The sequence below is a fragment of the Bradyrhizobium frederickii genome (assembly GCF_004570865.1).
In the GTDB taxonomy this organism is placed as follows: domain Bacteria; phylum Pseudomonadota; class Alphaproteobacteria; order Rhizobiales; family Xanthobacteraceae; genus Bradyrhizobium; species Bradyrhizobium frederickii.
Genome location: NZ_SPQS01000012.1, coordinates 154,638 through 180,398, shown reverse-complemented (window position 1 = coordinate 180,398; position 25,761 = coordinate 154,638). Strand labels below are relative to the sequence as shown.

25 protein-coding genes and 1 pseudogene are annotated in these 25,761 nt (G+C 65.0%); 12 read left to right on the top strand and 14 right to left on the bottom strand.

Going from position 1 to position 25,761, the window contains the following annotated elements; translation table 11 throughout:
- Positions 1-74: 74 nt before the first annotated feature.
- Positions 75-1,190 (top strand): alpha/beta hydrolase family protein, encoded by a 1,116-nt coding sequence (locus E4K64_RS22095; protein WP_135165412.1) that lies wholly within the window; start codon positions 75-77, stop codon positions 1,188-1,190.
- A gap of 16 nt (positions 1,191-1,206) precedes the next feature.
- Here E4K64_RS22095 and E4K64_RS22090 read toward each other — a convergent pair whose 3' ends face one another.
- Complete coding sequence (locus E4K64_RS22090) at positions 1,207-1,713, bottom strand: MarR family winged helix-turn-helix transcriptional regulator (protein ID WP_126258493.1); 507 nt, start codon at positions 1,711-1,713, stop codon at positions 1,207-1,209.
- 410 nt (positions 1,714-2,123) lie between these two features.
- Between E4K64_RS22090 and E4K64_RS22085 the strand changes: the two genes are divergently transcribed.
- Positions 2,124-3,611, top strand: coding sequence for a porin (locus tag E4K64_RS22085; RefSeq protein WP_135165410.1), 1,488 nt, complete (start codon positions 2,124-2,126; stop codon positions 3,609-3,611).
- A 270-nt stretch (positions 3,612-3,881) separates the two neighbouring features.
- Here E4K64_RS22085 and E4K64_RS22080 read toward each other — a convergent pair whose 3' ends face one another.
- From E4K64_RS22080 to E4K64_RS22070, 3 genes are all read right to left on the bottom strand, one after another.
- Positions 3,882-4,352, bottom strand: coding sequence for a GcrA family cell cycle regulator (locus E4K64_RS22080; protein ID WP_135165409.1), 471 nt, complete (start codon positions 4,350-4,352; stop codon positions 3,882-3,884).
- Positions 4,353-4,424: 72 nt separating this feature from the next.
- On the bottom strand, positions 4,425-4,622 hold the full coding sequence (locus E4K64_RS22075) for a hypothetical protein (protein WP_007603456.1): 198 nt from the start codon (positions 4,620-4,622) through the stop codon (positions 4,425-4,427).
- Positions 4,623-4,823: 201 nt separating this feature from the next.
- Positions 4,824-5,765, bottom strand: a complete 942-nt coding sequence (locus E4K64_RS22070) for an acetamidase/formamidase family protein (RefSeq protein ID WP_135165408.1) — start codon at positions 5,763-5,765, stop codon at positions 4,824-4,826.
- A 167-nt stretch (positions 5,766-5,932) separates the two neighbouring features.
- Here E4K64_RS22070 and E4K64_RS22065 point away from each other — a divergent pair, with 167 nt between their 5' ends.
- Genes E4K64_RS22065 through E4K64_RS22055 form a run of 3 tightly spaced genes read left to right on the top strand, consistent with a single transcriptional unit; the run spans position 5,933 to position 8,726 of the window.
- The gene (locus tag E4K64_RS22065) at positions 5,933-6,700 is read left to right on the top strand and encodes a YdcF family protein (protein WP_167772188.1); all 768 of its coding nucleotides are present in this window, start codon (positions 5,933-5,935) and stop codon (positions 6,698-6,700) included.
- A gap of 55 nt (positions 6,701-6,755) precedes the next feature.
- Positions 6,756-7,538, top strand: a complete 783-nt coding sequence (locus E4K64_RS22060) for a DUF169 domain-containing protein (protein ID WP_126258488.1) — start codon at positions 6,756-6,758, stop codon at positions 7,536-7,538.
- Positions 7,539-7,547: 9 nt separating this feature from the next.
- Positions 7,548-8,726, top strand: coding sequence for a saccharopine dehydrogenase family protein (locus tag E4K64_RS22055; protein WP_135165406.1), 1,179 nt, complete (start codon positions 7,548-7,550; stop codon positions 8,724-8,726).
- Positions 8,727-8,738: 12 nt separating this feature from the next.
- Here E4K64_RS22055 and E4K64_RS22050 read toward each other — a convergent pair whose 3' ends face one another.
- Complete coding sequence (locus tag E4K64_RS22050; RefSeq protein WP_135165405.1) at positions 8,739-9,179, bottom strand: hypothetical protein; 441 nt, start codon at positions 9,177-9,179, stop codon at positions 8,739-8,741.
- A 331-nt stretch (positions 9,180-9,510) separates the two neighbouring features.
- Here E4K64_RS22050 and E4K64_RS22045 point away from each other — a divergent pair.
- Positions 9,511-9,925: pseudogene (locus E4K64_RS22045) on the top strand (MarR family winged helix-turn-helix transcriptional regulator).
- Positions 9,926-10,025: 100 nt separating this feature from the next.
- Here the strand turns inward: E4K64_RS22045 and E4K64_RS22040 are convergent.
- The 3 genes from E4K64_RS22040 to E4K64_RS22030 form a co-directional block, all read right to left on the bottom strand.
- Positions 10,026-11,273 carry an O-antigen ligase family protein gene (locus E4K64_RS22040; RefSeq protein ID WP_167772181.1) on the bottom strand — a complete coding sequence of 416 codons (1,248 nt, stop codon included), beginning with the start codon at positions 11,271-11,273 and terminating at the stop codon, positions 10,026-10,028.
- A gap of 157 nt (positions 11,274-11,430) precedes the next feature.
- Positions 11,431-12,978, bottom strand: a complete 1,548-nt coding sequence (locus E4K64_RS22035) for an undecaprenyl-phosphate glucose phosphotransferase (protein ID WP_167772180.1) — start codon at positions 12,976-12,978, stop codon at positions 11,431-11,433.
- Between the two features lie 118 nt (positions 12,979-13,096).
- The gene (locus E4K64_RS22030) at positions 13,097-14,230 is read right to left on the bottom strand and encodes a glycosyltransferase family 4 protein (protein ID WP_135165402.1); all 1,134 of its coding nucleotides are present in this window, start codon (positions 14,228-14,230) and stop codon (positions 13,097-13,099) included.
- 202 nt (positions 14,231-14,432) lie between these two features.
- Here E4K64_RS22030 and E4K64_RS22025 point away from each other — a divergent pair, with 202 nt between their 5' ends.
- Positions 14,433-16,733 carry a GumC family protein gene (locus E4K64_RS22025; RefSeq protein WP_135165401.1) on the top strand — a complete coding sequence of 767 codons (2,301 nt, stop codon included), beginning with the start codon at positions 14,433-14,435 and terminating at the stop codon, positions 16,731-16,733.
- Positions 16,734-16,908: 175 nt separating this feature from the next.
- Here E4K64_RS22025 and E4K64_RS22020 read toward each other — a convergent pair whose 3' ends face one another.
- On the bottom strand, positions 16,909-18,090 hold the full coding sequence (locus E4K64_RS22020; protein ID WP_135165400.1) for a GNAT family N-acetyltransferase: 1,182 nt from the start codon (positions 18,088-18,090) through the stop codon (positions 16,909-16,911).
- 158 nt (positions 18,091-18,248) lie between these two features.
- Between E4K64_RS22020 and E4K64_RS22015 the strand changes: the two genes are divergently transcribed.
- Entirely contained in the window at positions 18,249-19,295 is a 1,047-nt protein-coding gene (locus E4K64_RS22015) for a polysaccharide deacetylase family protein (RefSeq protein WP_135165399.1), read from the top strand.
- Here the strand turns inward: E4K64_RS22015 and E4K64_RS22010 are convergent.
- A complete protein-coding gene (locus E4K64_RS22010; protein WP_126258479.1) occupies positions 19,279-19,500 on the bottom strand; it encodes a DUF2842 domain-containing protein in 222 nt (73 codons plus the stop codon). The two genes, E4K64_RS22015 and E4K64_RS22010, sit on opposite strands and share 17 nt — an antisense overlap.
- 95 nt (positions 19,501-19,595) lie before the next feature.
- Between E4K64_RS22010 and E4K64_RS22005 the strand changes: the two genes are divergently transcribed.
- Positions 19,596-20,672 (top strand): COX15/CtaA family protein, encoded by a 1,077-nt coding sequence (locus tag E4K64_RS22005; protein ID WP_135165398.1) that lies wholly within the window; start codon positions 19,596-19,598, stop codon positions 20,670-20,672.
- Between the two features lie 17 nt (positions 20,673-20,689).
- Here E4K64_RS22005 and E4K64_RS22000 read toward each other — a convergent pair whose 3' ends face one another.
- The 4 genes from E4K64_RS22000 to E4K64_RS21985 form a co-directional block, all read right to left on the bottom strand.
- On the bottom strand, positions 20,690-21,031 hold the full coding sequence (locus tag E4K64_RS22000; RefSeq protein WP_135165397.1) for a hypothetical protein: 342 nt from the start codon (positions 21,029-21,031) through the stop codon (positions 20,690-20,692).
- Positions 21,032-21,206: 175 nt separating this feature from the next.
- Positions 21,207-22,487 (bottom strand): O-acetylhomoserine aminocarboxypropyltransferase, encoded by a 1,281-nt coding sequence (locus tag E4K64_RS21995; protein WP_135165396.1) that lies wholly within the window; start codon positions 22,485-22,487, stop codon positions 21,207-21,209.
- A gap of 138 nt (positions 22,488-22,625) precedes the next feature.
- Complete coding sequence (locus E4K64_RS21990; RefSeq protein ID WP_135165395.1) at positions 22,626-23,210, bottom strand: CoA-binding protein; 585 nt, start codon at positions 23,208-23,210, stop codon at positions 22,626-22,628.
- 107 nt (positions 23,211-23,317) lie between these two features.
- The gene (locus tag E4K64_RS21985; protein WP_135165394.1) at positions 23,318-24,142 is read right to left on the bottom strand and encodes an enoyl-CoA hydratase; all 825 of its coding nucleotides are present in this window, start codon (positions 24,140-24,142) and stop codon (positions 23,318-23,320) included.
- An 86-nt stretch (positions 24,143-24,228) separates the two neighbouring features.
- On the opposite strand from E4K64_RS21985, the gene E4K64_RS21980 reads away from it, so the two are divergent.
- From E4K64_RS21980 to rpsI, 3 genes are all read left to right on the top strand, one after another.
- Complete coding sequence (locus E4K64_RS21980; protein ID WP_126258473.1) at positions 24,229-24,657, top strand: PaaI family thioesterase; 429 nt, start codon at positions 24,229-24,231, stop codon at positions 24,655-24,657.
- A gap of 157 nt (positions 24,658-24,814) precedes the next feature.
- Entirely contained in the window at positions 24,815-25,279 is a 465-nt protein-coding gene (rplM, locus tag E4K64_RS21975) for a 50S ribosomal protein L13 (protein WP_011087726.1), read from the top strand.
- A 1-nt stretch (position 25,280) separates the two neighbouring features.
- Complete coding sequence (gene rpsI / locus E4K64_RS21970; RefSeq protein WP_028136031.1) at positions 25,281-25,760, top strand: 30S ribosomal protein S9; 480 nt, start codon at positions 25,281-25,283, stop codon at positions 25,758-25,760.
- Position 25,761: the final 1 nt, after the last annotated feature.

Below are 25,761 nucleotides of genomic sequence, written 5' to 3'. Positions count from 1 at the left end.
GCGCGGCGTCTTGGTCGGGGAACAGAAATAGTCTAATCAATCAGGGATAACGCGATGATCGAGCGTAGCTCCCGATGATGCCCGCATGCCTCTCCGACGACTGGACCCTTTGCCCGGAGCGAGAGGATATCTCCGCCGAGTTCGCGCGGCTGCTGACCGCGGCCCAGGAGGGCGGCGCCACCATCGCCGAATGCCTGATGATCGCGCGGCAGCTGAAGCGGGGCGATGACAGCTCCTGGCATGGCGAGTGGAAGAAGCTGGCGCGAGCCAACCGGCAGCGCGCCGAGGCCGCCTTCGCGGAAGGTCACATGGCCAGCGCACAGCGCAACTGGCTGCGGGCCATGAACTATTATGGCGCGGCGGCGATGCCGCTGGAGCAGGACGACGAGCGCCGCTGGGTCGCGGTGCTCGCGATGCAGGAATGCGCGCGCCGCTACCTTTCGGCGCGCAGCCCGGCGGGCGAGGTCGTGACCATTCCCTGGCTCGAGGGACACGCGCTGCAGGGCTACTTCGTCCCTGCGCCGTCCGGCAACGTGCGAGCGCCGACCGTGATCTGCATCGGCGAGCCCGGCCACCGCAAGGAAGAATTCCTGTTCAAGCTGGTGCCGCACGCGCGCGAGCGCGGATTCTCGCTGCTGGCCCTGGATCTGTTCGGCGAGCAGCGCGACGATTACATCGAGGCGCTGTTGCGGCGCCGCGATCTCGAAGGCGCGATTCCCTGCGTCATGGACTATCTGGAGGGGCGCAGCGACATCGATTTCGCGCGCGTCGGCATCATTGCCGATGGCTGGGGCTCTTCCTTCGTGGCGCGCGCGGTGTTGCAGGAGCCGCGGCTTGCCGCCGCGGTCTGCGACGGCGGCCTGTGGGACCTGCACGAGCGGGCCTTCTTTGCCAGCCGATTCGCGCTGAGCGACGTCAGCATCGTGCCGGTGCCGCATGCGCCGCTGATGGCCTCCAGCGCCGACTGCCCGGTGCTGATCACGCTCGGCGAGGACGGCTGGCTCAAGGCCGACCGGGCGCGTCAGATCGTCCAAAGCTCCCGGCTCGACAGCTCGGATGTGATGTTGAAGGTGTTCACGGCGGCCGAGACCGGCGCGGCGCAGTCCCATGCGGACAATCCGAGCCTTGCCAACGAATACATCTTCGACTGGCTCGAATCGCGGCTCGGCGCCGCCGCCCGGCGGATCTGAGCGCCGCCTTGGGGTGCTAGAAGTCGAGCGAGATCCGGACGCAGGCCTTCTCGAGGCGATTCTTCAGCGTCGCGAGCTTGGCGGTGAATTCGGTCAGCTCGTCCTCGTCGAACTCCTGGAAGACGAATTCGCGAATCGTCTTGTACTGCTCGTTGAGGCTCGCGATGTGCTTCTGCGTCTTCTCGGCCAGCGACAACCGCACCACGCGGGCGTCGGTCGGCGAGGGGCGACGGCGCAACAGGCCCTTCTTCTCGAGCAGCTTGGACTGGGTGGTGACGAAGGACGGATCGACGTGAAGGAGCTTGGAGACGACGTTGATCGGGATGCCGTCGTCCTTGTCGAGGTCGGAGATGGCCATCAGGATCAGCCATTGCGGGCCGCTGATGCCGAGCGTTTTCGCCCAGAACTGACGCAATTCCTCCAGATACATGTTGATCGACGAGATCTCCCAGGTGAAGCGCCTGATGATATCCAGATTGCCGGTCGAGCGCAGGCGCGCTCCTTCTTTCCTCGTCGCGGACACAGCGTCACTCCCGTGAACCCGTTGTTCAGGCCGGTGTTCGTGGACGGCCATAGTCCACGCAAGCCTACTCTGACGCAAGTGCAGGGCAGGGTAATTGTGTCACGAAAACTACAAATATGATCAGCTCAGCAGATCGGCTGGGACCCCCGGGGGTGTTGCGCGCGGGGCACAGGTTTAGCGAAACCACAAAGCTTAGTAGATAAAGTATTTTGTGTAGATGAATGGCGCGGATATGTTGCTCGTGGCGGTGGGGGGTACTCGATCGTCCCGTTGCAGGTGGTTCGCTCACGTCCCTCGCGTCGAAAGCGAGTGTGTCCGAAGCGCAAAGTGGCCGAGCGGATTTGAAGAGACGGGGATCTGGGGGGCCTCACGGTCCAGTCTCCGTAAAATGAGCAACTTGGAGGTTTTATATGAAAATGGTGAAGAGCCTATTGCTCGGCACTGCGGCGGGACTGATCGCCGTCGGTGGAGCTCAGGCGGCTGATCTCCCCGTGAAGGCCAAGGCGGTCGAATACGTGCGGATCTGCTCGCTGTACGGCGCAGGTTTCTACTACATCCCGGGCACTGACACCTGCATCAAGCTGGGTGGTTACGTCCGCGCCGACATGCTTCTCGGCGGCGGCGGCGACTACGGTTTCAGGAACGGCACGACCAGCGTGAACGGTGGCTCCAATAACCGTCTGACGAACTACTACTTCAGCCGCGCTCGTTTTGACTTCAATGTCGACACCCGCACGGCGACCGAGTACGGCGTTGTTCGTACCTATGCTGACGCGGTGTTCAGCTATGATTCGCAGAACGTCACTGGCAGCAACCCGTCGACCTTCTCGACCGGTTCGGCGACGCTCGGCCTCTACCATGCGTTCATCCAGTTCGCTGGTTTCACCTTCGGCCGCACCGTCTCGATCTTCGACGCTCCGTGGCAGAGCTATCCGGCTGGCGGTCCCGATACCATTCCGGGCGGCTCCAACCACACCAACGGCGTGAACCAGGTTGCCTACACGGCTGACTTCGGCCAAGGCATCACTGCTTCGTTCGCGCTGCAGGACGAGACCTCGGCGAACAATGGTCAGTCGAACCTCTGGAACGTGTCGTCGGGCACGGCCGCCCAGTTCGTGACGGGCGTCTATGGTGCCAGCGCCTGGGGCGGCACGCGTTCGCCCGATATCATCGGTCAGGTTCGTGTCGACCAAGCCTGGGGTCTGGCCCAGATCTCGGTCGCGGCGCATGACATCCATGCCGGCTATTACGGCGCGACGGAAGTCAGCGGTCACCCGTCCGACAAGTGGGGCTGGGCAGTGCAGGGTGCCTTGTCGATCAAGAACATCCCGACCGGCGCAGGCGACGTCATCAACCTGCAGGCGGTCTACACCGACGGTGCAACCCGCTACAATTTCCAGAGCCTGTTCCCGCAGAGCTTCTTCATGTTCAGCGGTAGCGGCAACGGGGCGTATCAGAGCACTGGCTTCGCTGGCGTTGCCGACGGCGTCTTCGGCACCGGGACCGGCATCGATACCGTCAAGACCTGGGGCTTCCGCGGTGGCTACACCCACAACTGGAGCCCGAACTGGGCCAGCGCGATCTACGGTGGCTATGCCCAGCTGAGGTACGGCACCACGGGCAAGGCGCTGATCTGCACCAGCTTCGCCGCGATCGGGTTGGCCGGTTCGACGTGTAATCCGGACTTCAACTTCGCAGTGGTCGGTGTGAACACCGTCTGGACCCCGGTCAAGAACCTGGCGTTCACGGCCGACCTGAGCTACTCGCGTCTGGACCAGAAGTACTCCGGCAACATCGCGAGCCCGGGCATTGCCAGCGCGGCCAAGCCGGCGGCCGTGTACGAGCTGAAGGACCAGAACTCGGTGAGCATGATGCTGCGCGCTCAGCGCAACTTCTGATCATCGATCGCGCAAATCGATGAGAGCCCCGGCGGGAAACCGCCGGGGCTTTTTCACAGGTGTGGTCTTCGGAAAATCGAATGGCCGTTGCGGAACACGAAGGCGAGCCATGCGATTCGATCGCGGCAAATTTATTTACTTACTTGAGCTACTAAGCTATATAGCACTCAGCCAGATACGAAAGTTGCGGCTCTTAGCTTCATGCTAAGCCTCCAGAAACCTCCGGCGATGCCCCGCCGGAGGTTTTTTTTCGTCGAGATGCGCGCAACGTCAGCCGCGTATCGCGCGGGCGCGCGCGGGCGGCCGGTAGGCGAGGCGGCTGTGGCCGGCGCAATAGGGCTGCCCGTCCGGCGCCGTGTTGCCGCAGAAGCAGAAATCGTCTGCGCCCGGCGTCGAGATCGGCCAGCGGCAGCGGTTCTCGGCGAGCTCCAGCAGCGAGCAGCGATTCGCCTCGTCGATCGGACCCGTCACCACGGGGGCGTCGGTGTCGCCATAGATCGTGGCGAGCATCTCGTATTGCAGCCGCGGCACGGCCTTCGCCCGCGCTGCGCCTCTGTCCTGAACCTTGCGCTCATCACCGGTGCGGCCACGCGTCAGGTTGAGACGGGATAGCTTGCCGATCACGGCGTTGCGGCTGACGCCGATGTCGGCGGCAATCTCGCGGCAGGAGAGGCCGGCCTCGAAGTGCTGCTTCAGGAGTTCAATTCGTTCGTCGGTCCAGGTGGGTGAGAGAACAGGCATTTGTAAACGGTCCCAGGTTGCAGATGTCAGCCATCCGCCTCGAGATCCGTCCGCCTCACGCACCGAGCGCGCTCACGTCCTGCCATTGTCGCGGATCGACAAAAGCCCGTCCTTGATGGCGAGACGGATGCCTTCCTCGATCAAGGTGCGTGCGACGCCGGGAACGCTGGTGCCGTGGGTGCCCTGTCTCACCAGCTTCTCCAGGTAGGTGATGGTCGAGAGCGCCAAGGTTACGGGAATGCGGTCAGTCTCGGCTTTTTCGGTGGCCATGGCCCGAACGCTAGCCTCTTACTCGGGTACATAAAAGTAACGATTAAGACTCTATTTAGGTTCAGGGGCGGAAGTCAAATGCATGCTGCGCTTGACGCTCAGCGTGTTGGAATCGCACAGGAAATTAGACGCGACTCGACGCGCCGCGCGGCAGGCCGGGCGGCGGCGGGGGCGTCAGCAGGTCGGGAGGAGCGGCCGAGCTCAGCCGTGCACGATGGCCTTTTCGATCATGCAATGGATGCCTTTCGACCCGTTGACGGTCTGGGTCACCCTGAGATCGGCGGCCAGGCTGCACAGTGTGTAGGCATCCTCGCGCGACAGGTTTCGCGTCTCGCCGAGCAGCGCGATCATGTCGCGCAGCGCGCGCACCACGCATTGGTCGAGGTCGGGGTCCATCGCCATCGTCATGTAGTGAGTCGCCGTCTCGGCGCGGGGATAGTCGAACCTGAGATCCTTGCGCAGCGTCAGGCGGAAGCGGCCCTGCAGCGCGGTCTCGATCGCGGTGACGCAGACCTCGCCGTCGCCCTGCACGCCATGGCCGTCGCCGCAGGAGAACATCGCGCCCGGCACGAACACCGGCAGATAGAGCGTCGCGCCGGCGCCGAGCTCCTTGTTGTCGAGATTGCCGCCCATGGCGCGCGGGATCAGCGAGGAGATGCGTCCCCAGGCTGGCGGCGGCGATACGCCCATCACGCCGAAGAACGGCTTGAGCGGCAGGTCGAGGCCCCACGGCATGCGGCCGGTCATCCTGGTACGGTCGAGCGGGATGTTCAGGATACGCGTCTCGTGGAAATCGTCGGGCAGGGTGCCGGCCAGCGGCTTGATCATGTTCCAGCCCCAATCCTGCCGAAGCTGAACGTCGAGGATCTCGACCGCGAGCACGTCGCCGGGCTCGGCGCCCTCGACCGCGATCGGACCGGTGAGAATGTGGCCGGGCAGCATGCGCTCGTTGCTGGCATGAACCTCGAACATTTCGGGCGGAATGTGAAACTTGTCGCGGTCGGGCAGCATGTCCGGTCCGCCGCTGATAGTGTCGACCGTCACCTCATCGCCGCTCGCGATAGTGAGGACGGGCTCCAGCGCGGCTTCGAAGAAGCCCCAATGGCAGGTCTTGGGGCTGGAATGCAGGTGGTGATGGGTCATTTGCCGCGTCCGGTCGCTTTGATCAGGCCGGGCTTGACCCGGTGATCGATCCTCTTTCAAGAAGCTTTCTGAAGATCGCCGGGCAGGTCAAGCCCCGCGCAGACTGGCAAGCTCATTTCCGCGAGGCTCCCCTGTTCTTCGTTCTGTCCAAGACAATCGGCACCGCGCTGCTGCCGATCAACCTTCTGGTCGAGCTCGGCATCGTCTCGCTGGTGCTGATGGCGACGCGCTTTGCCGCGCTGGGCCGCAGGCTGGCCGTGACCACGCTGGTGCTGCTGGCGCTGGCGGCGTTCTCGCCGCTCGGCAATCTCCTGATCTATCCGCTGGAATCGCGCTTTCCGGCGTGGGACGCCTCGCGCGGGGCGCCCGACGGCATCATCGTGCTCGGCGGCTCGGTCGACACCGACCTGTCGGCGGCGCATCGCACGCCGGTCGTCGCGCACGCCGCCGATCGTCTGTTCGCGCCGGCCGAGCTCGCGCGCCGCTATCCGAATGCGCGCATCGTGTTTACCGGAGGGAGCGCGAACCTCGTCTCTCACGATGCCAGGGAAGCTGACTATTCCGCGCCGATCCTGGAGAATCTGGGCATCCCGAAAGAGCGTCTGATCCTCGAGCGCAATTCGCGGAACACCTGGGAGAATGCGGTCTTCACGAAGCAGCTGGTGACGCCGAAGCCGGGCGAGCGCTGGCTTCTGGTGACGTCGGCCTTCCACATGCCGCGCTCGATGGGAATCTTCCGCAAGGCCGGATTTGAGGTCGAGGCCTATCCGGTCGACTGGCGGATGGGCGGACGGGACGATCTATTCTCCTTCACCAACATGGCCGCGGACGGGCTGCGACGGACCGAAGTGGCCGTCCGCGAGTGGATCGGCCTCGTGGCCTACCGCCTGATGGGCAGGACCGGCGAGTTGCTTCCGGGACCTGCGAAGGACTAAAACGAACCGCAAAACAAGAATACGCGGCGCACGGTCGCTGCGGCCGGAGGAAGCCATGCAACAGCACAGTGCAGACAGCATCGATCTTGCCGGCCTCGTCGCCGATCTCAACAGCCTGCTGCGGCTGAAGACCAATGTGATCGGCATGAAGCTGTTCGCGCAAGCGGCGGAGATGGAGGCGATCCCGAAAATCCGGCGGCCGAATGCGATCCACACCACCGACCAGATCGTCAGCATGGCGGCGCGGCTGGGCTGGACCGTCGGCATCACCGCCGACGATCTTGTAGGTAGCCAGTGCCGCGCGGTGATCGGACTTAGCCCGCAGGACGACAAATGGCTCGCCGGCGAAAACTATGTCGGGGTCTGGCACGGCACGGCGGAGGATGCGCGCAAGCGCCAGGAGGCGCTGGACGTGGTCCCGTTCGGCCAATATCAGGCGCTCGCCGTCAGTCCGCTCGCGAGCGGCCGGCTCGATCCGCCCGACATCTGCCTCGTCTATGCGACGCCCGGGCAGATGATCATCCTGATCAACGGGCTGCAATATACCGGCTACAAGAAGTTCGAATGGGGCGTGGTCGGCGAGACCGCGTGCGCGGATTCCTGGGGGCGGGCGCTCAAGACCGGGGAGCCCAGCCTGTCCTTGCCATGCTATGCCGAACGGCGCTATGGCGGCGTGCCGGACGAGGAGATGCTGATGGCCTTGAAACCCGCGCATCTCGCCAAGGCGATCGAGGGCATGAAGGCGCTGGCCAAGAATGGTCTGCGCTATCCGATCCCGCCCTATGGCATCCAAAGCGACGTCCGTGCCGGCATGGGCGTGAGTTACGCGAAAAAGTAAGGGACGAGCATGAGCTCTGCGAAATTCGACATCGTCGTCTACGGCGCGACCGGTTTCACCGGCCAGCTCGTCGCCGAATATCTGGCGGCGCAATACAAGGACGACAAGTCGCTGACATGGGCGATGGCCGGCCGCAGCCTGGACAAGCTGAAATCGGTGCGCGATGCGATCGGTGCGCCCGCCGATACGCCGCTGATCGTGGCGGATGCGTCGGACGCTGCGTCGCTGAAGGCGATGGTGGCGCAGACGAGGTCCGTGATCACGACGGTGGGGCCGTACCAGTTCTATGGCGAGGACCTACTCGCGGCCTGCGTCGCTGCGGGTGCGGATTATTTCGATCTCTGCGGCGAGCCGGTCTGGATGCGGCAGATGATCGACAAGTACGAGGCGGCGGCCAAGGCGAGCGGCTCGCGCATCGTGTTCTCCTGCGGTTACGATTCCGTGCCGTTCGAGCTCGGCACGTTCTTCGTGCAGGAAGAAGCCAGGCGCGTGTTCGGCGCGCCGGCCGCGCGCGTGAAGGGCCGCGTGCGCGACATGCGCGGCACGCTGTCAGGCGGCACCGCGGCGAGTGCCAAAGCGACTTTCGATGCGGTCGCCAAGGACCTCAGCCTCGTCGCCATTCTCAACGACCATTTTGCGCTGACGCCGGGGTTCACCGGCCCGAAGCAGCCCAAGGGCAACCGGGCGGCTTACGAGGAGGATCTGCAATCCTGGGCCGCCCCGTTCATGATGGCGCTGATCAACACCCGCAACGTCCATCGTTCCAACATGCTGATGGGCTTTCCCTACGGCAAGGATTTCGTCTACGACGAGATGGTCCTGACCGGTCCCGGCGAGAAGGGCGAGGCCAACGCAAAGCGCGTGATGGCGGCCAATGCCGAGAAGACCGGCCCTAACGCGCCGAAGCCGGGCGAAGGGCCGTCGAAGGAGGAGCGCGAGAACGGCTTGTTCGATCTGCTCTACGTCGCGATCGCACCGGACGGACGCCAGGTCCGCGCCGGCGTCACCGGCGACCGCGATCCCGGCTACGGCTCGACCTCCAAGATGATCTCCGAATGCGCGATCTGCCTGCTGCGTGATGCGACGGATGTTCCGGGCGGCTTCTGGACGCCGGGCGCGGCCATGCAGCACAAGCTGGTCAAGCGGCTGGTCGATCACGCCGGGCTGACGTTCGAGGTGGAGACGTGAGCCTTCGCTTTCTCACCTGTTGCGGGACCGGGCTTTCATTCTCAAGCCGTCTCGCGCGTTGAGCATGAGCAGGGTGATGTTCGCAGCTCCGGCGATAAGCTCAAGAGCCTGGACCGCATAGAAGACTGCATCGAGCTCGGCGGCCTTCGCCTTGTGTGCGAGAAAGAAAGCGGCGGGGACAAGCACGAGAAGGCCGTTAGCCGCGATCAGCGGCATTCGCTTGATCTTCGCGCCGATCAGGCCGGCTCGCCGCCCCTGTGAAAGCGCAAGGCCCGATCCGGCCGTCGCCGCAAGCGCAGGGATCAGCACGAGAAAGCCCCACGGTATGGCAGTCTTGACGGCAGCGATGACGGATTGGGACGCGAAGAGCTCGCTGAACGCAGTAGAGAGCCAGAAAGTCGAGATCGTGAGAAGCGCGGTCCCGCCTGCAACGGGATGAATCATCTTGATCACGGCCTGTTTCCCTTCTGGTTATCGTTCGAGCCCCGAGGCGACCCCGGTGGGTGCGATGCGACCGCCGCGAACGTGACCCAGCCTTCTGCGGGGCGCGTTTCATGACGTAAGATTTCCGCTGCTACCGCTTCATGCGGCGCGGAAATCGGGCCCGCGCCTCCGAGAAGCGGCGGCCTCAGAACGGCATTCGGTGGGGTCGGCTGGATCGCATGGCGCATCACGGGCATGACAAACTCTCGCGTCTGGTCCAATATGACATCATGGTGTCGAAGTCGGCGCCAGCGATAGCCCAATTGACATGATGGTGTCAATAGGGATTTATGGAGTCAATATGCGCGCTATCAAGCGATCTCCGGCGGGTGACGCCATGACCGATCTCATTCTCGACCTATTCAGGGTCAATAACCTGACCTTGACGTGGGGCGATCGTTGGCGCGGACCGTGCGCAGCCGGTCGCCTGGCTCGCCCGCGACCTCGGCGCTAACCGCCAGAACGTTCAGCGTATCGTCAATGACCTGGCCCATGAAGGGCTCGTCACCTTTGAACTCAATCCACATCATCGCCGCGCCCATCTCGTGGTCCTGACCGACAAGGGACTGAAGACCTACGACGCTGCCATCCGCCTGTATGCCCCCAAGATCAACTCGCTGGTACAAGGTCTCCCGATAGAAGAGATCAAGACCGCCGGCCGCCTCATCAAGGCGCTGCGCAAGAAGCTCGAACAGGAAGTGAGTGCAGATGCCTGACCAGACCTTTGCGCAACGTCCATTTGAATATCCTGGACGACAATGCGGCGCCGAACCGCGACGCTCCAGAAGCTGTCAGCCTCGAGAGAGCGTTCCCATCTCAAGCTGAAGGCGCTTCGTCTTCGGCCCTGATCCTGTAGATCTGTGCGGCCGCGATCATGCCCCACATCGCGCCAAGCATCATCCAGAAGTGCCGCCAGTGGTCGGTGTCGATCACGAAGCTTTCGCCGACGGTGCCGACGAAGGCGGAGAAGATCGCGAGATAAGCGCGCTGCCAGGGCACCGGGACGAAGATGTGGCGGAAGCCCATGATCACTGTGGTGAAGACCAGCGCGGGATAGCACACGCCGGACAGCCAGCCGCCGGACATGAAGGCGTTGAGATAGGAGTTGTGGGTGTCCTCGGGAAAGAAGCGGTGGAATTGCAAGGGACCGATGCCGAACGGCAGGTCGAGCGCCATCTCCGCGCCGAGGATGTGACGGCCGAACCGGCCGAAGCGGCCTTCGTCATAGCTCTGGTCGAAGCTTGCGCGCTGCTTGAACATCTCCGCGGTGGACTCGAACGACAGCAGCACCGCGATCAGCGCCAGCCCCAGCACCGCGGCCACGACCGCCATGACGACGATGCGCGATCGCTGCGCGTTGGTGCGGCCGGTCAGCACCATCAGCGCCAGCATGAAGGCCGAGGTCAGCACCAACCCGCCCCAGGCGGCACGCGAGAAGGCGAGCAGGATCGCCAGCGCCATGATGGCGAAGGCGATGACGTTGCGGAACGCCTTGGCCAGCTTGTCCGATACCACGCTCTGCAGCGCAAACAGCGCTGGCAGGATCAGGAAGGCGCCGAGCACGTTCGGGTCCTTGAACGTGCCGCGCGCCCGTCCGTAGAGCGTGAGGAGGTCGTTGCCGCCAGGCACCAGGTGGAAGTAGCCGGCGACCGCCAGGAGCGAAGCCACCATCGCGCCGACCACGAGCCCGCGGCGGAGCATGTCGAGCCGGGCCGCGGTGTCCTCGGACATCACCATGGCGAAGAACACGACGGTCACCGCCATGTACCAGGAGGTCGCGATCCAGCTCACCACCTCGGACTGCTCGAACAGCGGGATCGCGCTGATCGTGTAGCCGAGATTGAGCAGGACCAGCAGTGCGATCAGCGGCATCAGCGCGAGCCGCAAGCGAAGGCCGGTGGCGAAGAACGTGACGGCGGCAAATAGCGTCACGATCTCGTAGGGGCTCGGTTCGATGAAGACGACCGCGCCGGAGGCGCCGACCAGCCACACCAGCGCGCGCTGCAGCGCCAGCACGCCGGGCGCGGCCAGTTTCACTCCATCGGCTGTCGCCGCATACGCCATCACTTGCTCATACGCTTACGCAACTCGTACGCCACAACTTCCGCTGTCATCGCCCGGCTTGACCGGGCGATCCAGTACTCCGCGGCGCGCGTTGCAGAAAAACGGCCGGAGCTGCGGCGTACTGGATGCCCCGGTCAAGCCGGGGCATGACGGAAACTCAATACGCGTTCTCGTTCTTGGTCAGTAGCGAGATCGGCGTCTTCAGGAGAATGTAGAGGTCGAACAGCACCGACCAGTTTTCGATGTAATAGAGGTCGAACTCGACGCGCTTCTGAATCTTCTCTTCGTTGTCGATCTCGCCGCGCCAGCCGTTGATCTGGGCCCAGCCGGTGATGCCCGGCTTGACGCGGTGGCGGGCGAAATAGCCGTCGACGGCCTCGTCGAACAGCCGGCTCTGCAGCTTGCCCTGCACCGCGTGGGGGCGCGGGCCGACCAGGGAGAGATTGCCGGCGAAGACCACGTTGAAGAGCTGCGGCAGCTCGTCGAGGCTGGTCTTGCGGATGAAGCGGCCGACGCGGGTGACGCGCGGATCGTTCTTGGTCACGACCTTGGAGGCGATGGGATCGGCCTGGTGATGGTACATCGAGCGGAACTTGTAGACGTCGATGCGCTCGTTGTTGAAGCCGAAGCGCTTCTGGCGGAACAGCACGGGTCCCGGGCTGTCGAGCTTCACCGCGAGCGCGACGAGGCCCATCACCGGCAGGGCCGCGAGCAGGGCAAGGCTGCCGACGACGCGGTCGAACAGCCATTTCATCACGAGATCCCAATCCGTGATCGGCGCCTCGAACACGTCGAGAGTCGGCACCTCGCCGAGATAGGAATAGGAGCGCGGCCGGAAGCGCAGCTTGTTGGTGTGCGCGGAGAGGCGGATGTCGACGGGCAGCACCCAGAGCTTCTTCAGCATCTCCAGGATGCGCGTCTCGGCCGAGATCGGCAGCGCGAACAGCACGAGATCGACGCGGGTGCGGCGGGCGAACTCGAGGATGTCGTCGACCTTGCCGAGCTTGTGCGCCCCGGCGCAGGTGTCGAGCGCGCGGCTGTCGTTGCGGTCGTCGAACACGCCGAGCACGTGGATGTCGGAATCCTCCTGCGCCTTCAGCGCCTCGACCAGCTGCTCGCCGTTGCTGTCGGAGCCGACGATGATGGTGCGGCGGTCGAGCCGGCCCTGGCGCGCCCAGCCGCGCACCAGCGAGCGCAGCACCAGTCGCTCGGCGATCAGGGCGGCGAGCCCGAGGACGTAGAAGGCGGCCAGCCACAGCCGGGAGATTTCGCTGCCGTATTTGGCGAAGAAGGAGATGCCGATGAACAGCAGGAAGACGAAAGACCAGGACGAGATCATCCGCGTCATCTGCCGCAGCTGTCCGCGGAACAGCTGGACCTGATAGAGGTCGGCGGCCTGGAAGCAGACCACGGCGGCGACCGCGACGGCGACGACCTCCCCAGGGTAGACCCAGCTGAAGCCCGAGAGCGGCATCACGTAGCCGACATAGAGCGCGATGCCAACGAGGCTCAGCAGCGCGAAGTCGGCGAGGCGCACGAAGCCGGCGATCACGATCGGCGAATAGGCGCGGGAGACCTTCTGGTTGACGACTTCGAGCGCTGCCGGCGAGAGCCGGCGACGGCGCTCGACGAAAGATGGGTCAGCGGGCTTCGCCGCAGCGCTGGTCGCGGCGTCGAGCATCGAGCGTGCGTTGAGCGGTTCCACGGGCGTCCACGTCCATTTCAAAGCCCGCGGCACGGCGTTGAGCGCCCGGGCGAGCATCCCCTGGACCTTGGACTATCGAACAAATCGGAAGATTCTCTAAAGCGGGTCTTAAGAATGGTTAGTGATCGGTAAATGCGTCGCGATAGCCGGCGAGCACGCCGTCGACCATCGCGGCTTGCGAGAAATGCGCGGAGATGCGTTCCCGCAAGGTGGCGGCGCGCTGTGCGGTGGTCTGCGGATCGTTCAGCGCTGCGGCGATCGCTTCCGCCATGGCCTCGGGATTGCTCGGCGCGAACAGAGCGGGGCTGTCGGCGCCGAAGATTTCGGGGATGCCGCCGATTCTGGACCCGATCATCGGGATGCCGGCAGCGCCGGCTTCGATCACGACATAGGGCATGGAATCGCCGCGCGAGGGGACGACCAGCAACCGCCCCTTGGAGAAGCCGTAGCGCGCCTTGACGTGGCCGATGAAGCGGATCGCATGGGTGAGGCCGAGCGTCTCCACCTGCGCCTTCAGCGCCGCCATTTCCTCGCCGTCGCCGCCGAGCGTCAAGGTGACCTTCCTGCCGCCCTCGTGCAGGCGCGCCACGGCATCGATCAGGAGATCCGCACCCTTGATGTGCCTGAACTCGCCGACATAGCAGAGGTCGGTGGCATCGTCGGCGGTCACGACAGGCTCGAACTCCTCGGGCGTGACGCCGTTGAAGACGCAACGCACCACGCCCTTGGGGGTGCCGACGATGCGTTGATAGGTGTCGCGGGCGAACGCGCTCTCGAACAGGAACAGGTCGGTCGAATCCATCAGCGCGCGCTCCAGCCGCGCGTAGAACTCGCCCTTGAAGGTGTTGAGGGGATAATGCAGCGAGCCGCCATGGGGCGTGTAGATGCGGATGGTGTCGTCGGAGCGTCGCCGCATCCGGATGAAGGCGCCGGCCTTGGCGCCGTGGCCGTGCATGACGTCGGGCTTCAGCGTGGCGATCAGGCGCCGCATGCGTAGCCACACCAGGACGTCGTCCGGCGAGGGCTCGCGGCGGATCGCGAGCCGGTGCACGCCGAGCTTCAGCCGCGGCGCGAGCTCGGCAAGTGCCTTGTCGGCACGTTGGCCGCCGGTGAGACTGTCGGCGAGAATGCCGACATGATGGCCGCGGTCGACCTGGCCGTTGGCGATATCGAGGATATGGCGGAAGATGCCGCCGACCGGAGCGCGCACGGCGTGCAGGATACGAAGCGGCCGGTCAGGAGAGGGAGGCATGTATCAAAACCAGCGCTCGACGGCGAATGCCGAACAATTCCTTGGAAATATCGAGATGGATTAAGGGGCCTCGTGGTTAACAAACGGTGACGAGCGTGCGTGCGGCCATCGCCGACGCCGCGATTAACCCAGCGGCAACCTTAATGGAGTGTAATCGCCCCGGTTGCGGTAGCTTGGTGGCGTTGCCCTGCGGGAGTGTTCGATGCGTTTAGCGTTCTGGCGTGCCGGCAAGGACAAGGCGGTAATTGCGCGTGCCGTGTCAAAGCCGAAGGCCGAAGTCGCGCCCAAAGCTGATAAGGCTGACAAGGCTGAAGTCAAGGTCGAGCCCAGGATTGAAGCAAGGCCTGCACCGATCGTCACGAAGCAGGCGCAAGTTGAAGCCGGCGATATCGACCTGCACGCGCTCGGAGCGGCATTGGCGCGCAAGCGCGGCTGGATCGTCGTGCCGACGGTGCTGGCGCTGGTCGCCTCAATTGCCGCCGTCAATCTCGTCACGCCGCGCTACAAGTCCGAATCGCGCATCCTGATCGATGGCCGCGAGAACGTATTCCTGCGCCCGAACAGCGACCGCGCCGAGGAGCGCCAGGCGCTCGACGCCGAGGCCGTCACCAGCCAGGTGCAGCTCGTGCTGTCGCGCGATCTCGCGCGCGAGATCATCAGGAAGAACAAGCTTGCCGAACGTCCCGAATTCGATCCCGTGCTGCAAGGCGTCTCGCCGCTGAAGTCGTTGGCCGCGATGATCGGGCTCGGCCGCGATCCGTTCTCGATGACGCCGGAAGAGCGCGTGCTCGATGCCTATTACGAGCGCCTGCAGGCCTACGCCGTCGACAAGTCGCGCGTGATCGTTGTCGAATTCCAATCCGCCGATTCCGAGCTTGCGGCGCGCGTCGCCAATTCGATCGCCGACGGCTATCTCGTGCTGCAGCAGGCGGTCCGCCAGGAGCAGGCCAAGAACGCCAGCCAGTGGCTCGCCGGGGAGATCGAGAGCTTGCGCAAGAAGGTCTCCGAGGCCGAGGCCAGGGTCGAGGACTTCCGTTCCAAGTCGAGCCTGTTCATCGGCACCAACAACACCACGCTGTCGAACCAGCAGATGGGCGAGGTCAACACCCAGCTCAACAATGCGCGCTCGATGAAGGCGGATGCGGAATCCAAGGCGCGGCTGATCAAGGAGATGCTCCAGAGCGGCAAGCCGATCGAGGCGGCGGAGGTGCTGAACTCCGAGCTGGTGCGGCGGCTGTCGGAGCAACGCGTGACGCTGCGTGCCCAGCTTGCCGAGCAATCCTCGACGTTGCTCGGCAACCATCCGCGCATCAAGGAATTGAAAGCCCAATTGGGCGATCTCGACACCCAGATCCGGGACGAGGCCAGCAAGATCTCGCGCTCGCTGGAGAATGACGCGCGGATCGCCAGCGGTAGGGTCGACGGCCTGACCGTGAGCCTGGAGCAGCTCAAGAAGCAGGCGGCCTCGACCAACGGTCAGGACGTCCAGCTCCGTGCGCTCGAGCGCGAGGCCAAGGCGCAGCGCGATCTGCTCGAGACCTATCTCGCCAAGTACCGCGAGGCCAACACCCGCGAGACCATCGATACCGCGCCGACCGACGGCCGCATCATCTCGCGCGCCATCGTCTCGAACACGCCGGCCTATCCGAAGAAGCTGCCGATCGTGCTGATCGCGACGATCGCGACGCTGCTGCTGTCGTCCGGCGTCGTCGTCACCGGCGAGCTGTTGCGCCAGACCGCGCCGCGCGCGGTGGCGGCAGTTTTCCCGGCACAGGCGCCGCTGCGGCAAGAGGTGACGGTCCAACCGGCCGTCGCGCCCGCCTTCGATCCGGGCATCGAGCCCGCTATGGTGGAGCGCGCGCCGCTCCAGCCGGAGATGACGACCGATACGGACGTCACCGAATTCACCGAGATCGAACGTCTGGCCGAGGACTTGCGCGCCGCCGGCGCTGCGGCGAAGAAGGTCACCGTGCTCGGCACCGCCCCAGGCGAGGCCATCACGCTGTCGACGCTGACGCTGGCTCGGCATCTGGCGCGCGAGGCGCGTGTCGTGGTGGTCGATCTCGCCGCGTCCTCGCCGACGATCGCCGCGGTGTCCGTCGATGCTTCGGCGCCGGGCCTTGCCGAGCTGATGCAGGGCGAGGCGTCGTTCGCGCAAGTTATCACCCGGGACAAGCTGTCGCGGCTGCATCTGGTCATGGCCGGCCGTCCCGGCTTCGACCGCAGCCTGCTGCAATCGCCGCGGGTGACGCTCGCCATCGACGCGCTGCTGCGCGCCTATGATCACGTGCTGATCGATGCCGGCAGCGCCTCGGATCTTCCGGCCGAGCTGCTGACGGCGCATGCCCGCGCCGTCGTGGTGCCCGATGCCGCGATGACGCCGGATGCGCGCACGCTGATGTGCGAGCAGCTCCGGGCCGTCGGCTTCAGCGCGGTGACGATGCTGAACAAGCCGGTGCAGCCGTCGAATGCGGTCGACGCGCCGCGCGTGGTGGCGGCGTAGGCGATCTAACCCTCGCACTCGGAATCGTAGGGTGGGCAAAGGCGCGCTTGCGCCGTGCCCACCACCTGTCCAATATAGTGACGGAAGACGTGGGCACGCTTCCGCCTTCGCTCTTCGAGCTACGGCGGACAAGTCGCTTTGCCCAGCCTACGATATCGACGTTCGCGGAGGGGGCTTACCCGAACGCCTGCCGCAGCCGGCGGGCCAGGTCGAACAGCATCTGGTTCTGCTTCACCAGCCGCTTGCCGTGGCTCAGCGATGACATCGCCATCGCGGCGAGTGTTCCGCGCGAGGTCAGCGGGACGAAACTGTCGAAGATCTCTTCGTCGTCCTTGCAGAACATCCGCTTGTACTCGTCCGAGCCGATGCCGAGGTCGAGCGAGCGGTAGCCGCGCTCGCCGTAGCGGTCGATGATGTAGCGCATCAGGATCAGGCCGGGGCTGTAGCGGGCGTGCTCGGACATCGTGTAGGTGTTGAACATCATCGAGAAGCGCTCGCCGTCGGCGACGCCGGCGAAGATCGCGATCACCTCGTCGTCGCATTCGAGCGCATGGATGTCGATGACGCGGCCTTCGCCGCGCGGCGCAAGGCAGGCGCTGCGGACGAACTGTTCGACGCCGGGCTCGGCGAAGACGTTCGGGAGCTTCTGCTCCGCCATCCGCACCGGCTTGACGCGAAAGAACCAGTCGAGCAGGCGGGCAATGTCGGCGTCGGTGGTGGCCAGGTGGTAGCGATAGCCGGCGAGCGCCTGGAGCTTCTTTTCCTTGCTCTTGAGACGGCGGCGAAGCGAATTGCTGATCCGCGATGCCGGCGGCCCGCCCGGCTCCATCACCAGCTGCGGACAGCCGTTGATGGCGCTCTGTCGCGGCAGCAGCGCAAACGGGTTCGGCTGATCGTGCCAGCGCAGCGGCTGCTGCGTCAGCGCGAGCACGTCGAGGTGCTGGCGGAGCGGCGCCAGCAGCGCCTCGAGATCGGCGGCATTGGTCTGCGCGGCGCAGGCGGCGTCCCACAAGCCCATGTTGAAGGTCGTATGCTTGCCGCCCATGAAGCAGGCCGTGCGCACGCCGTGGCCTTGGCGCAGCGAGAGCGGCAGCAGCAGCAGCGGATTGTGATCGGCGTCGCGGGCGATCACGACGAAGGGGCGCGCGCCCTCGCGCGCGCCGACCAGCCGCTGCCAGGGGCTCAGCAGATCGAACCGCTGGTAGGGTGTGAAGAGGTGGCCGGGCTCCTCGAAGCCGCGCCAGACCGCCTCGGCGGCGTCGAGATCGGTGACGATCTCGACCTGCGCGATACGGCTCGCTTTCGACCGCGCTGGCGCTTCTGCCGTCCGGCTTTGCATCGCCGCAGCCATGGTCATTCGCGAAACCTGTCGAGAAATCAGAAATAGACGTCAATCGGCCTGTGGCCGACCTTTGCAAAGAAAGGTCAACAAAGGGTAAGGACAATGGGAGCGGGAACGGGCGCCTTGAGGGCGCCAAGGTTGAGGCTCAGGGGTGGGGCTCAAGGGTGGGGATATTGGCCTCCGACGACAGATGGCTGGAACGGCTGCGCCTCGAGCTGGCCTGGTTCACCGGCCGGGCCGCGCTGGGCAGCCGCGGTGCCGGCGCCATCCTGCGCTTTGAACGTGTGCGCCCGCGGCGCGGCGGGTTTCAGCCGCTGCGCGCGCACGAGATCACGCCGCAATTCCTCGACCGCGCCATTCGCGCGCTGAAGCGCTGGGAGTACGATTTTCTCGGCATGGACGAGGTCTGCCGGCGCGCGGTGACGTTGCCGGAGCCGCGGCGCTTCGTGGCGCTCACTTTCGACGGCGCGGCTAGGGATCTCATCGATTTCGCCTACCCGGTTCTGGCACATCACGCGGTGCCCTTCACGATCTACGTGCCCACCGCGTTTCCCGACGGCGTCGGACAGGCCTGGTGGCTCGGGCTCGAACAGGTGATCGCGCGCGAGAGCCGCATCAACCTGATGATGGGCGAGAAAGAGCAGCGCTTCGTCGTCACCGATCGGGCCGGGAAGCAGGCACTGTTTGCGCATCTCGAGAGTTGGTTGCGCTCGCTGTCGCCGGCGGATCTGGCGGCGGCGATCGCCGATCTCTGCACGCGCTACCGGATCGACCTTGCCGCACTCTCGCGCGAGGCGTCGATGGATTGGGAGGATCTGGCGAAGCTCGCTGCCGATCCGCTCGTCACGATCGGCAGCGCGACCGTGAACTATCCTGTTCTCGCCAACATGAAGGACAGTGCGGCGCTGCGGGAGATGACGATGGGCAAGGCCGTTGCGGAAGCCGCCTTCCACCGCGAGGTCGGGCATTTCGCCTTTCCGTTCGGCGATCGCGCCTCGTTCCGGCGCAGTCATGTCATCATGGCGGAGGAGGCCGGCTTTGCCAGCGCGGTGTCGAGCATCCCGGGCATCGTGGATGCGGAGGGACGGACCAATTTGCGCGCGCTGCCGCGGATCTCCTGGGACGGCCGTGTGCGCTCACTGCGCATGTTGCGCGTCTTGGTGTCGGGCGCTGCCTTCGCGCCGGTGAAACCGACCGGCAGCACTACCGGCCAGACTTGACGCGGTCGGGCCGCTGCATCCAGCTCACGATCGGCATCGCCGGCAGCACCCAGCCCATCCCGACCACCACGTAGTAGATCGCCTGCCGCCAGCCGGACTCGGCAATCCACGGCATCTGCGCCGCGGCCATGCCGAGCAGGGCCCAGACCGTGGCCAGCACCAGGAGCAGAATGGCGCCGAGGAACTTGCGGGTGCGGATCGTCATGACGGGAGCTTGCTGTTATCGCGTAACTTGCGCTGCGGGAGCGGGGGACTATAAGGGGCACGCAGTCCGGTTCAAGCCCTGGTTTTGACCCCTGAATGACGACGAATTCCGTTCCGACCAATCCGCATCGCGCCGTGCGCTGGTGGCTGATCTCCGTCGCCGCGCTGATCGCGTTGATGGTGCTGGTGGGCGGCGCGACGCGGCTGACGGAATCCGGTCTTTCGATCGTCGAGTGGAAGCCGGTCACCGGCAGCGTGCCGCCGCTGTCGGAGGCGCAGTGGACCGAGGCGTTCGAGGCCTACAAGAAGATCCCGCAATATCGCGAGCTCAATGCCGGCATGAGCCTGTCCGAGTTCAAGGAGATATTCTGGTGGGAGTGGAGCCACCGCTTGCTCGGCCGCTTCATCGGCGTCGCCTATCTGTTGCCGTTCCTGTTCTTCCTGTGGCGCGGCGGTCTGTCCGGTGAGCTGAAGCGCCGGCTGTGGCTGCTGTTCGCGCTCGGCGGGCTCCAGGGCGCGGTGGGCTGGTGGATGGTCGCCTCGGGCCTGACGGAACGGGTCGAGGTGTCGCAATATCGGCTGGCGACGCATCTGCTGCTCGCGCTGCTGATCTTCGCCGGCATCGTCTGGACGGTGCGGCGGCTCAAAGAGCGGCCGCAGATCTCGGCGCCGGCGCGGCTGCGGCTCACGAGCGCGCTGCTGCTGGTCGTAACGTTGGTGCAGATCTATTTCGGTGCGCTGGTCGCGGGCCTGCGCGCCGGCCGCGCCTACAACACCTGGCCGCAGATCGACGGCGCGTTCATTCCCTCGGCCGAGCGGCTGTGGTTCGAGACGCCGTGGTGGCGCAACATGTTCGACAACCTCCTGACGGTGCAGTTCGAGCACCGCATGACCGCCTATGCGCTGTTCGTGCTGGCGTTGCTGCACGCAATCGACGCGGTGCGCTCGCGCGCAGGCGCGGCCGGGGCGCTGTGGCTGCTCGCCGCGGTGAGCGTGCAGGCGGTGCTCGGCATCCTCACGCTGCTCAACCAGGTGCCGATCGACCTTGCGCTGTCGCACCAGGCGGTCGCGATCGCGGTGCTGACGCTTGCGGTGATGCAGGTGGAACGGCTCGCTTCGCGCCAGCAGACGCACGCGCAGCCGCGCGCGGTTCCGGTCGGTCAGGCCGGCTGATCAGATCGGCCGACTGATCAGCAATAGCCGTAAACACCGCACGCATAGGGCAGGCGCCAGAAATAATCGACCTGCTTCCCGCCGTAATAGGCGCCCTGATAGTCGTAGTCCCAAGGACGGCCGTAATAGCCGGGCAGCGTGTGAGAGCCGGGCAGGAGCGGTGTGCCGGGCAGATTGCGGATGTAGCTGCCGACGCCATAGGCCGGCGAGATCAGTGCATCCGGATCAGTCTCGACATAGACCTGCGGCGGCTCCTGCGGCGCGACGGCCCGCCGCTTCGGCGTGGCCGGCAAGTCGGCAGCAACGGCAGCCGAGACCGTCAGCATCACTGTCAGGGCAGGCACCATCCAGCGCAGCATCGTCGGCTCCGAATCAAAGGGGCGATCCAAGGACGATGTATGGGGCAGATATGGTTAATGACTGTTAACTGACGGTCGCCAAAGCGACCGTCATTCCGAGCCCGGAATCTCGAGATGGTGATGCTATGTGAGGTTCCGGGTTCGCGCTTCGCGCGCCCCGGAACGACGCGGCAAATTACGCCCCCAGCGCCTGTTCCAGATCCGCGATCAGGTCTTCCTTGTCCTCGATGCCGATCGAGAGCCGCACCACGTCGGGGCCGGCGCCGGACTTGATCTTGGCGGCGTCGTCGAGCTGGCTGTGCGTGGTCGAAGCCGGGTGGATCACCAGCGAGCGGGTGTCGCCGACATTGGCGAGGTGCGAGAACAGCTGCAGCTTCGACACCAGGTTGACGCCGGCGTCATAGCCGCCCTTCAGGCTGAAGGTGAACACGGCGCCTGCGCCCTTCGGCGCGTATTTGCGGGCGAGCCGGTTGTACTTGTCGCTCGGCAGGCCCGCATAATTGACCGAGGCCACCGCCGGATGTCCGGCGAGGAATTCGGCGACCGCCTTGGCGTTGTCGCAGTGCTTCTGCATGCGCAGCGGCAAGGTCTCGATGCCGGTCAGGATCATGAAGGCGTTGAACGGCGACAGCGCGGGGCCGAGATCGCGCAGGCCGAGCACGCGGCAGGCGATCGCGAAGGCGAAATTGCCGAAGGTCTCCTGGAGGCGGATGCCGTGATATTCGGGCCGCGGCTCCGACAGCATCGGATATTTGCCGCCGGTGGACCAGTCGAAGGTGCCGGCATCGACGATGATGCCGCCGAGCGAATTGCCGTGACCGCCCAAAAATTTCGTCAGCGAGTGCACGACGATGTCGGCGCCGTGGTCGATCGGGCGGATCAGATAGGGCGAGGCCAGCGTGTTGTCGACGATCAGCGGCACGCCCGCCTTGCGCGCCACCGTCGAGATCGCCTCGATGTCGGTGATGCTGCCGGCGGGATTGGCGATGGATTCGATGAAGATGGCCTTCGTGCGCGGCGTCACCGCGCGCTCGAAGCTCGCGATGTCATCGGAATCGGCCCAAACCACGTTCCAGCCGAAGCTCTTGAAGGCGTGCGTGAACTGGTTGATCGAGCCGCCGTAGAGCTTTCGCGCGGCGATGAACTCGTCGCCGGGCTGCAGCAATTGCTGCAGCACCACGACCTGCGCGGCATGGCCCGAGGCCACCGCCAGCGCGGCCGTGCCGCCTTCGAGCGCCGCGACGCGCTCTTCCAGCACCGCATTGGTGGGATTGCCGATGCGGGTATAGATGTTGCCGAATGCCTGCAGGCCGAACAGCGAGGCGGCGTGGTCGGCGTCGTTGAACACGAACGAGGTGGTTTGATAAATCGGAGTCGCGCGCGCGCCGGTGGTGGGGTCGGGCTGTGCACCGGCATGCACTGCGAGGGTTGAAAATCCCGGAAGGCGATCGCTCATTGAGGGCGTCCTGTTCTTGTGGCCTGAAATCGCGCGGCATGCTGATGGGCGCCGCGCTCGCCGTCAAGGCGCCACGTCAGTTCGGAGTGATCTTGCTAGGCATTGCCGCGTTCGCGAAACGAATCCTTCGCGATTGCGTCAGCTTTGCTCGTTCTTGTTTTTCGCGGCGCGATCCGATGCCGCGGTATCGCCGCCGCCGACACTCATCCGATTGAGGGAGAGCCGCATGCCTTGCGTCGGTGCCGGCGCGCGCTTGGAGCTCAGCGTGCGTGAATTCACGCCCATCCAGGATATCTCGGACGACAGGCGGCCATATTCGATCTTGGGGCAGCGGTTCATCACCACCTTGATACCGACCGATTCCGCCTTCGCCGCCGCGGCATCGTCACGCGCGCCGAGCTGCATCCAGATCACCTTCGGCAGCGGATCGAGCGTGAGCGCCTCTTCGACCACGGGCATGATGTGGCTGGAATTGCGAAAGATGTCGATCATGTCGATCGGACGCCCGATGTCCGAGAGTGAGGCGACAAAGGGTTTTCCGAGCAGCTCCTTGCCGACATGGCCCGGATTGACCGGGATCATGTCGTAGCCGCGCTGCGCCAGGTATTTGAACGCGAAATAGCTCGGCCGCACGTTGACCGGCGAGGCGCCGACCATCGCGATCGACTTCACGCTGTTGAGGATGCCGCGGATGTAATTGTCGGGATAGGCGTCGTGGTTCATCGGATCTTCTTTGCTGCTGTCATTGCGAGGAGCGAAGCGACGAAGCAATCCAGTCTGTCACTGCGGAGGGAGTCTGGATTGCTTCGCTGCGCTCGCAATGACGAATTCTATTCATCCCGCCATGTCGGCTTGCGCTTCTCGATGAAGGCGCCGATGCCTTCCTCGGCGTCGCGCGCCATCATGTTCTCGGTCATCACCTCTGCCGCATAGCGATAGGCGTCCGCAAGGCTCATCTCGGCCTGGCGGTAGAACGCCTCCTTGCCGAGCTTGACGGTGTAGGCGGATTTCAGCGCGACCTGTTGCGCGAGCTCGATGGCGGCACCGAGTTCGGTGCCGGCGGGCACGACGCGGTTGATGAGACCGATCTCGCGAGCCCGCTCGGCCGTGACAGGCTCTCCTGTCAGCAGCATCTCCATGGCCTGCTTGCGCGGGACGTTGCGCGACAGCGCCACCATCGGCGTCGAGCAGAACAGGCCGATGTCGACGCCGGGCGTGGCGAACTTGGCGTCCTCCGATGCGATCGCAAGATCGCAGCTGGCAACCAGCTGGCAGCCGGCCGCGGTCGCGATGCCCTGAACGGACGCGACGACAGGCTTCGGCAGATGCACGATGGCCTGCATCATGGCGCTGCAGGCATTCATCATCTCGGCGAAGAAGGCGCGGCCGCGATCGGGATCGGTGCGGCGCGCGGTGAGCTCCTTCATGTCGTGACCGGCCGAGAAGGCCGGGCCGTTGGCGGCGATCACGACGCCGCGGACCGCCTTGTCGTCGCGGATATCATCGAGCTCCGCATGCAGGCTCGCGATCATCGCGGCCGACAGGCTGTTGCGCGCGGCCGGGCGGTTCAGCGTCAGGACCGCGATGGAACCTGAGGTCTCGCGCAGCAGGATCGGCGGTTGCGGGGAGGGGGCGCGGGCGGCCGTGACGGACATTGACGCGATTTCCGCTAAATGATTGCAATTGGATGACGCAGATAACTTAATGTAACAGGGCAAGCGAAGCGAGGGCGGGGAACAGCATGGCGTTAGCGAAATTGAGCGTGGCAGAGGTCGAGCAGTTCCTCCGTCACGAGTTTCCCCAGGCCTTCAGCGGCGACGACATCACGATCGAAAGCGCGGACGGCCAGACCTGCCTCTTGCGGCAGCGTTACAGCGAAAGGATGCTGCGGCCGGGCGGCACCGTGTCCGGCCCGACGCTGATGGCGTTGGCCGATTTCGCCATGTATGTGGTGCTCCTGTCCGCGATCGGGCCGGTCGGGCTCGCCGTGACCACCAATCTCAACATCAACTTCCTGCGCAAGGGCCTGCCCGGCCAGGACGTGCTGGCCGAGGCGCGGCTGCTCAAGCTCGGCAAGCGGCTGGCGGTCGGGGAGGTGAAGCTGTTGTCCGGCACTTCGCCCGACCCGATCGCCCATGTCACCTCGACCTATTCCATTCCAAATGTTTGAGCTTTTTGCAGGTAATATAGCACCATATTTATAAGTAATTGATATTACAGACGTAATTTACGTTGCTGGGCATTGACCGTGGCGCGTCTCTTCTCTAGAACCCGCGCAGTCCGGTGCGGTGTTCGCGCCGATGCTCCCCGTCCACGGAAACTCTGACATGAAAACCTTTTCGGCAAAGCCGGCTGAGGTGACGAAGAAGTGGGTGCTGATCGACGCCAAGGGTCTGGTCGTCGGCCGTCTCGCCACCATCGTCGCCATGCGCCTGCGCGGCAAGCACCTCCCGACCTACACCCCGCACGTCGATTGCGGCGACAACGTCATCATCATCAACGCGCAGCATGCGGTCCTCACCGGTCGCAAGCGCGAGCAGAAGACCTATTACAAGCACACCGGCTATGTCGGCCACGTCAAGGAGCGCACCGCGCGCCAGATCCTCGAGGGCAAGCATCCCGAGCGCGTGCTCGAGAAGGCCGTCGAGCGCATGATTCCGCGTGGCCCGCTCGGTCGCGTGCAGATGGGCAACCTGCGTGTCTACGGCGGGGCCGATCATCCGCACGAGGCGCAGCAGCCCGAGAAGATCGACATCGCCAAGTTGAACCGCAAGAACACGAGGGCCGCATAACATGGCCGAATCCATCCAGTCGCTCGACCAGCTCTCGCAGCTCAAGACGGCGGCCGCGCCCGACGCGCCCAAGCACGAGAAGAAGGTCGACAAGTTCAACCGCGCCTATGCCACCGGCAAGCGCAAGGACGCGGTCGCCCGCGTGTGGATCAAGCCGGGCGCCGGCAAGGTCACCGTCAATTCGCGCGAGGTCGAGGTCTATTTCGCCCGTCCCGTGCTGCGCATGATGATCGAGCAGCCGTTCTCCGTGGCCCAGCGTTCGGGCCAGTACGACGTGATCTGCACCGTCGCCGGCGGCGGCCTGTCCGGCCAGGCCGGCGCGGTCCGTCACGGCATCTCCAAGGCGCTGACCTATTTCGAGCCGGAGCTGCGCGGCGTGCTCAAGAAGGGCGGCTTCCTCACCCGCGACTCGCGCGTGGTCGAGCGCAAGAAGTACGGCAAGGCCAAGGCCCGCCGCTCCTTCCAGTTCTCGAAGCGTTAAT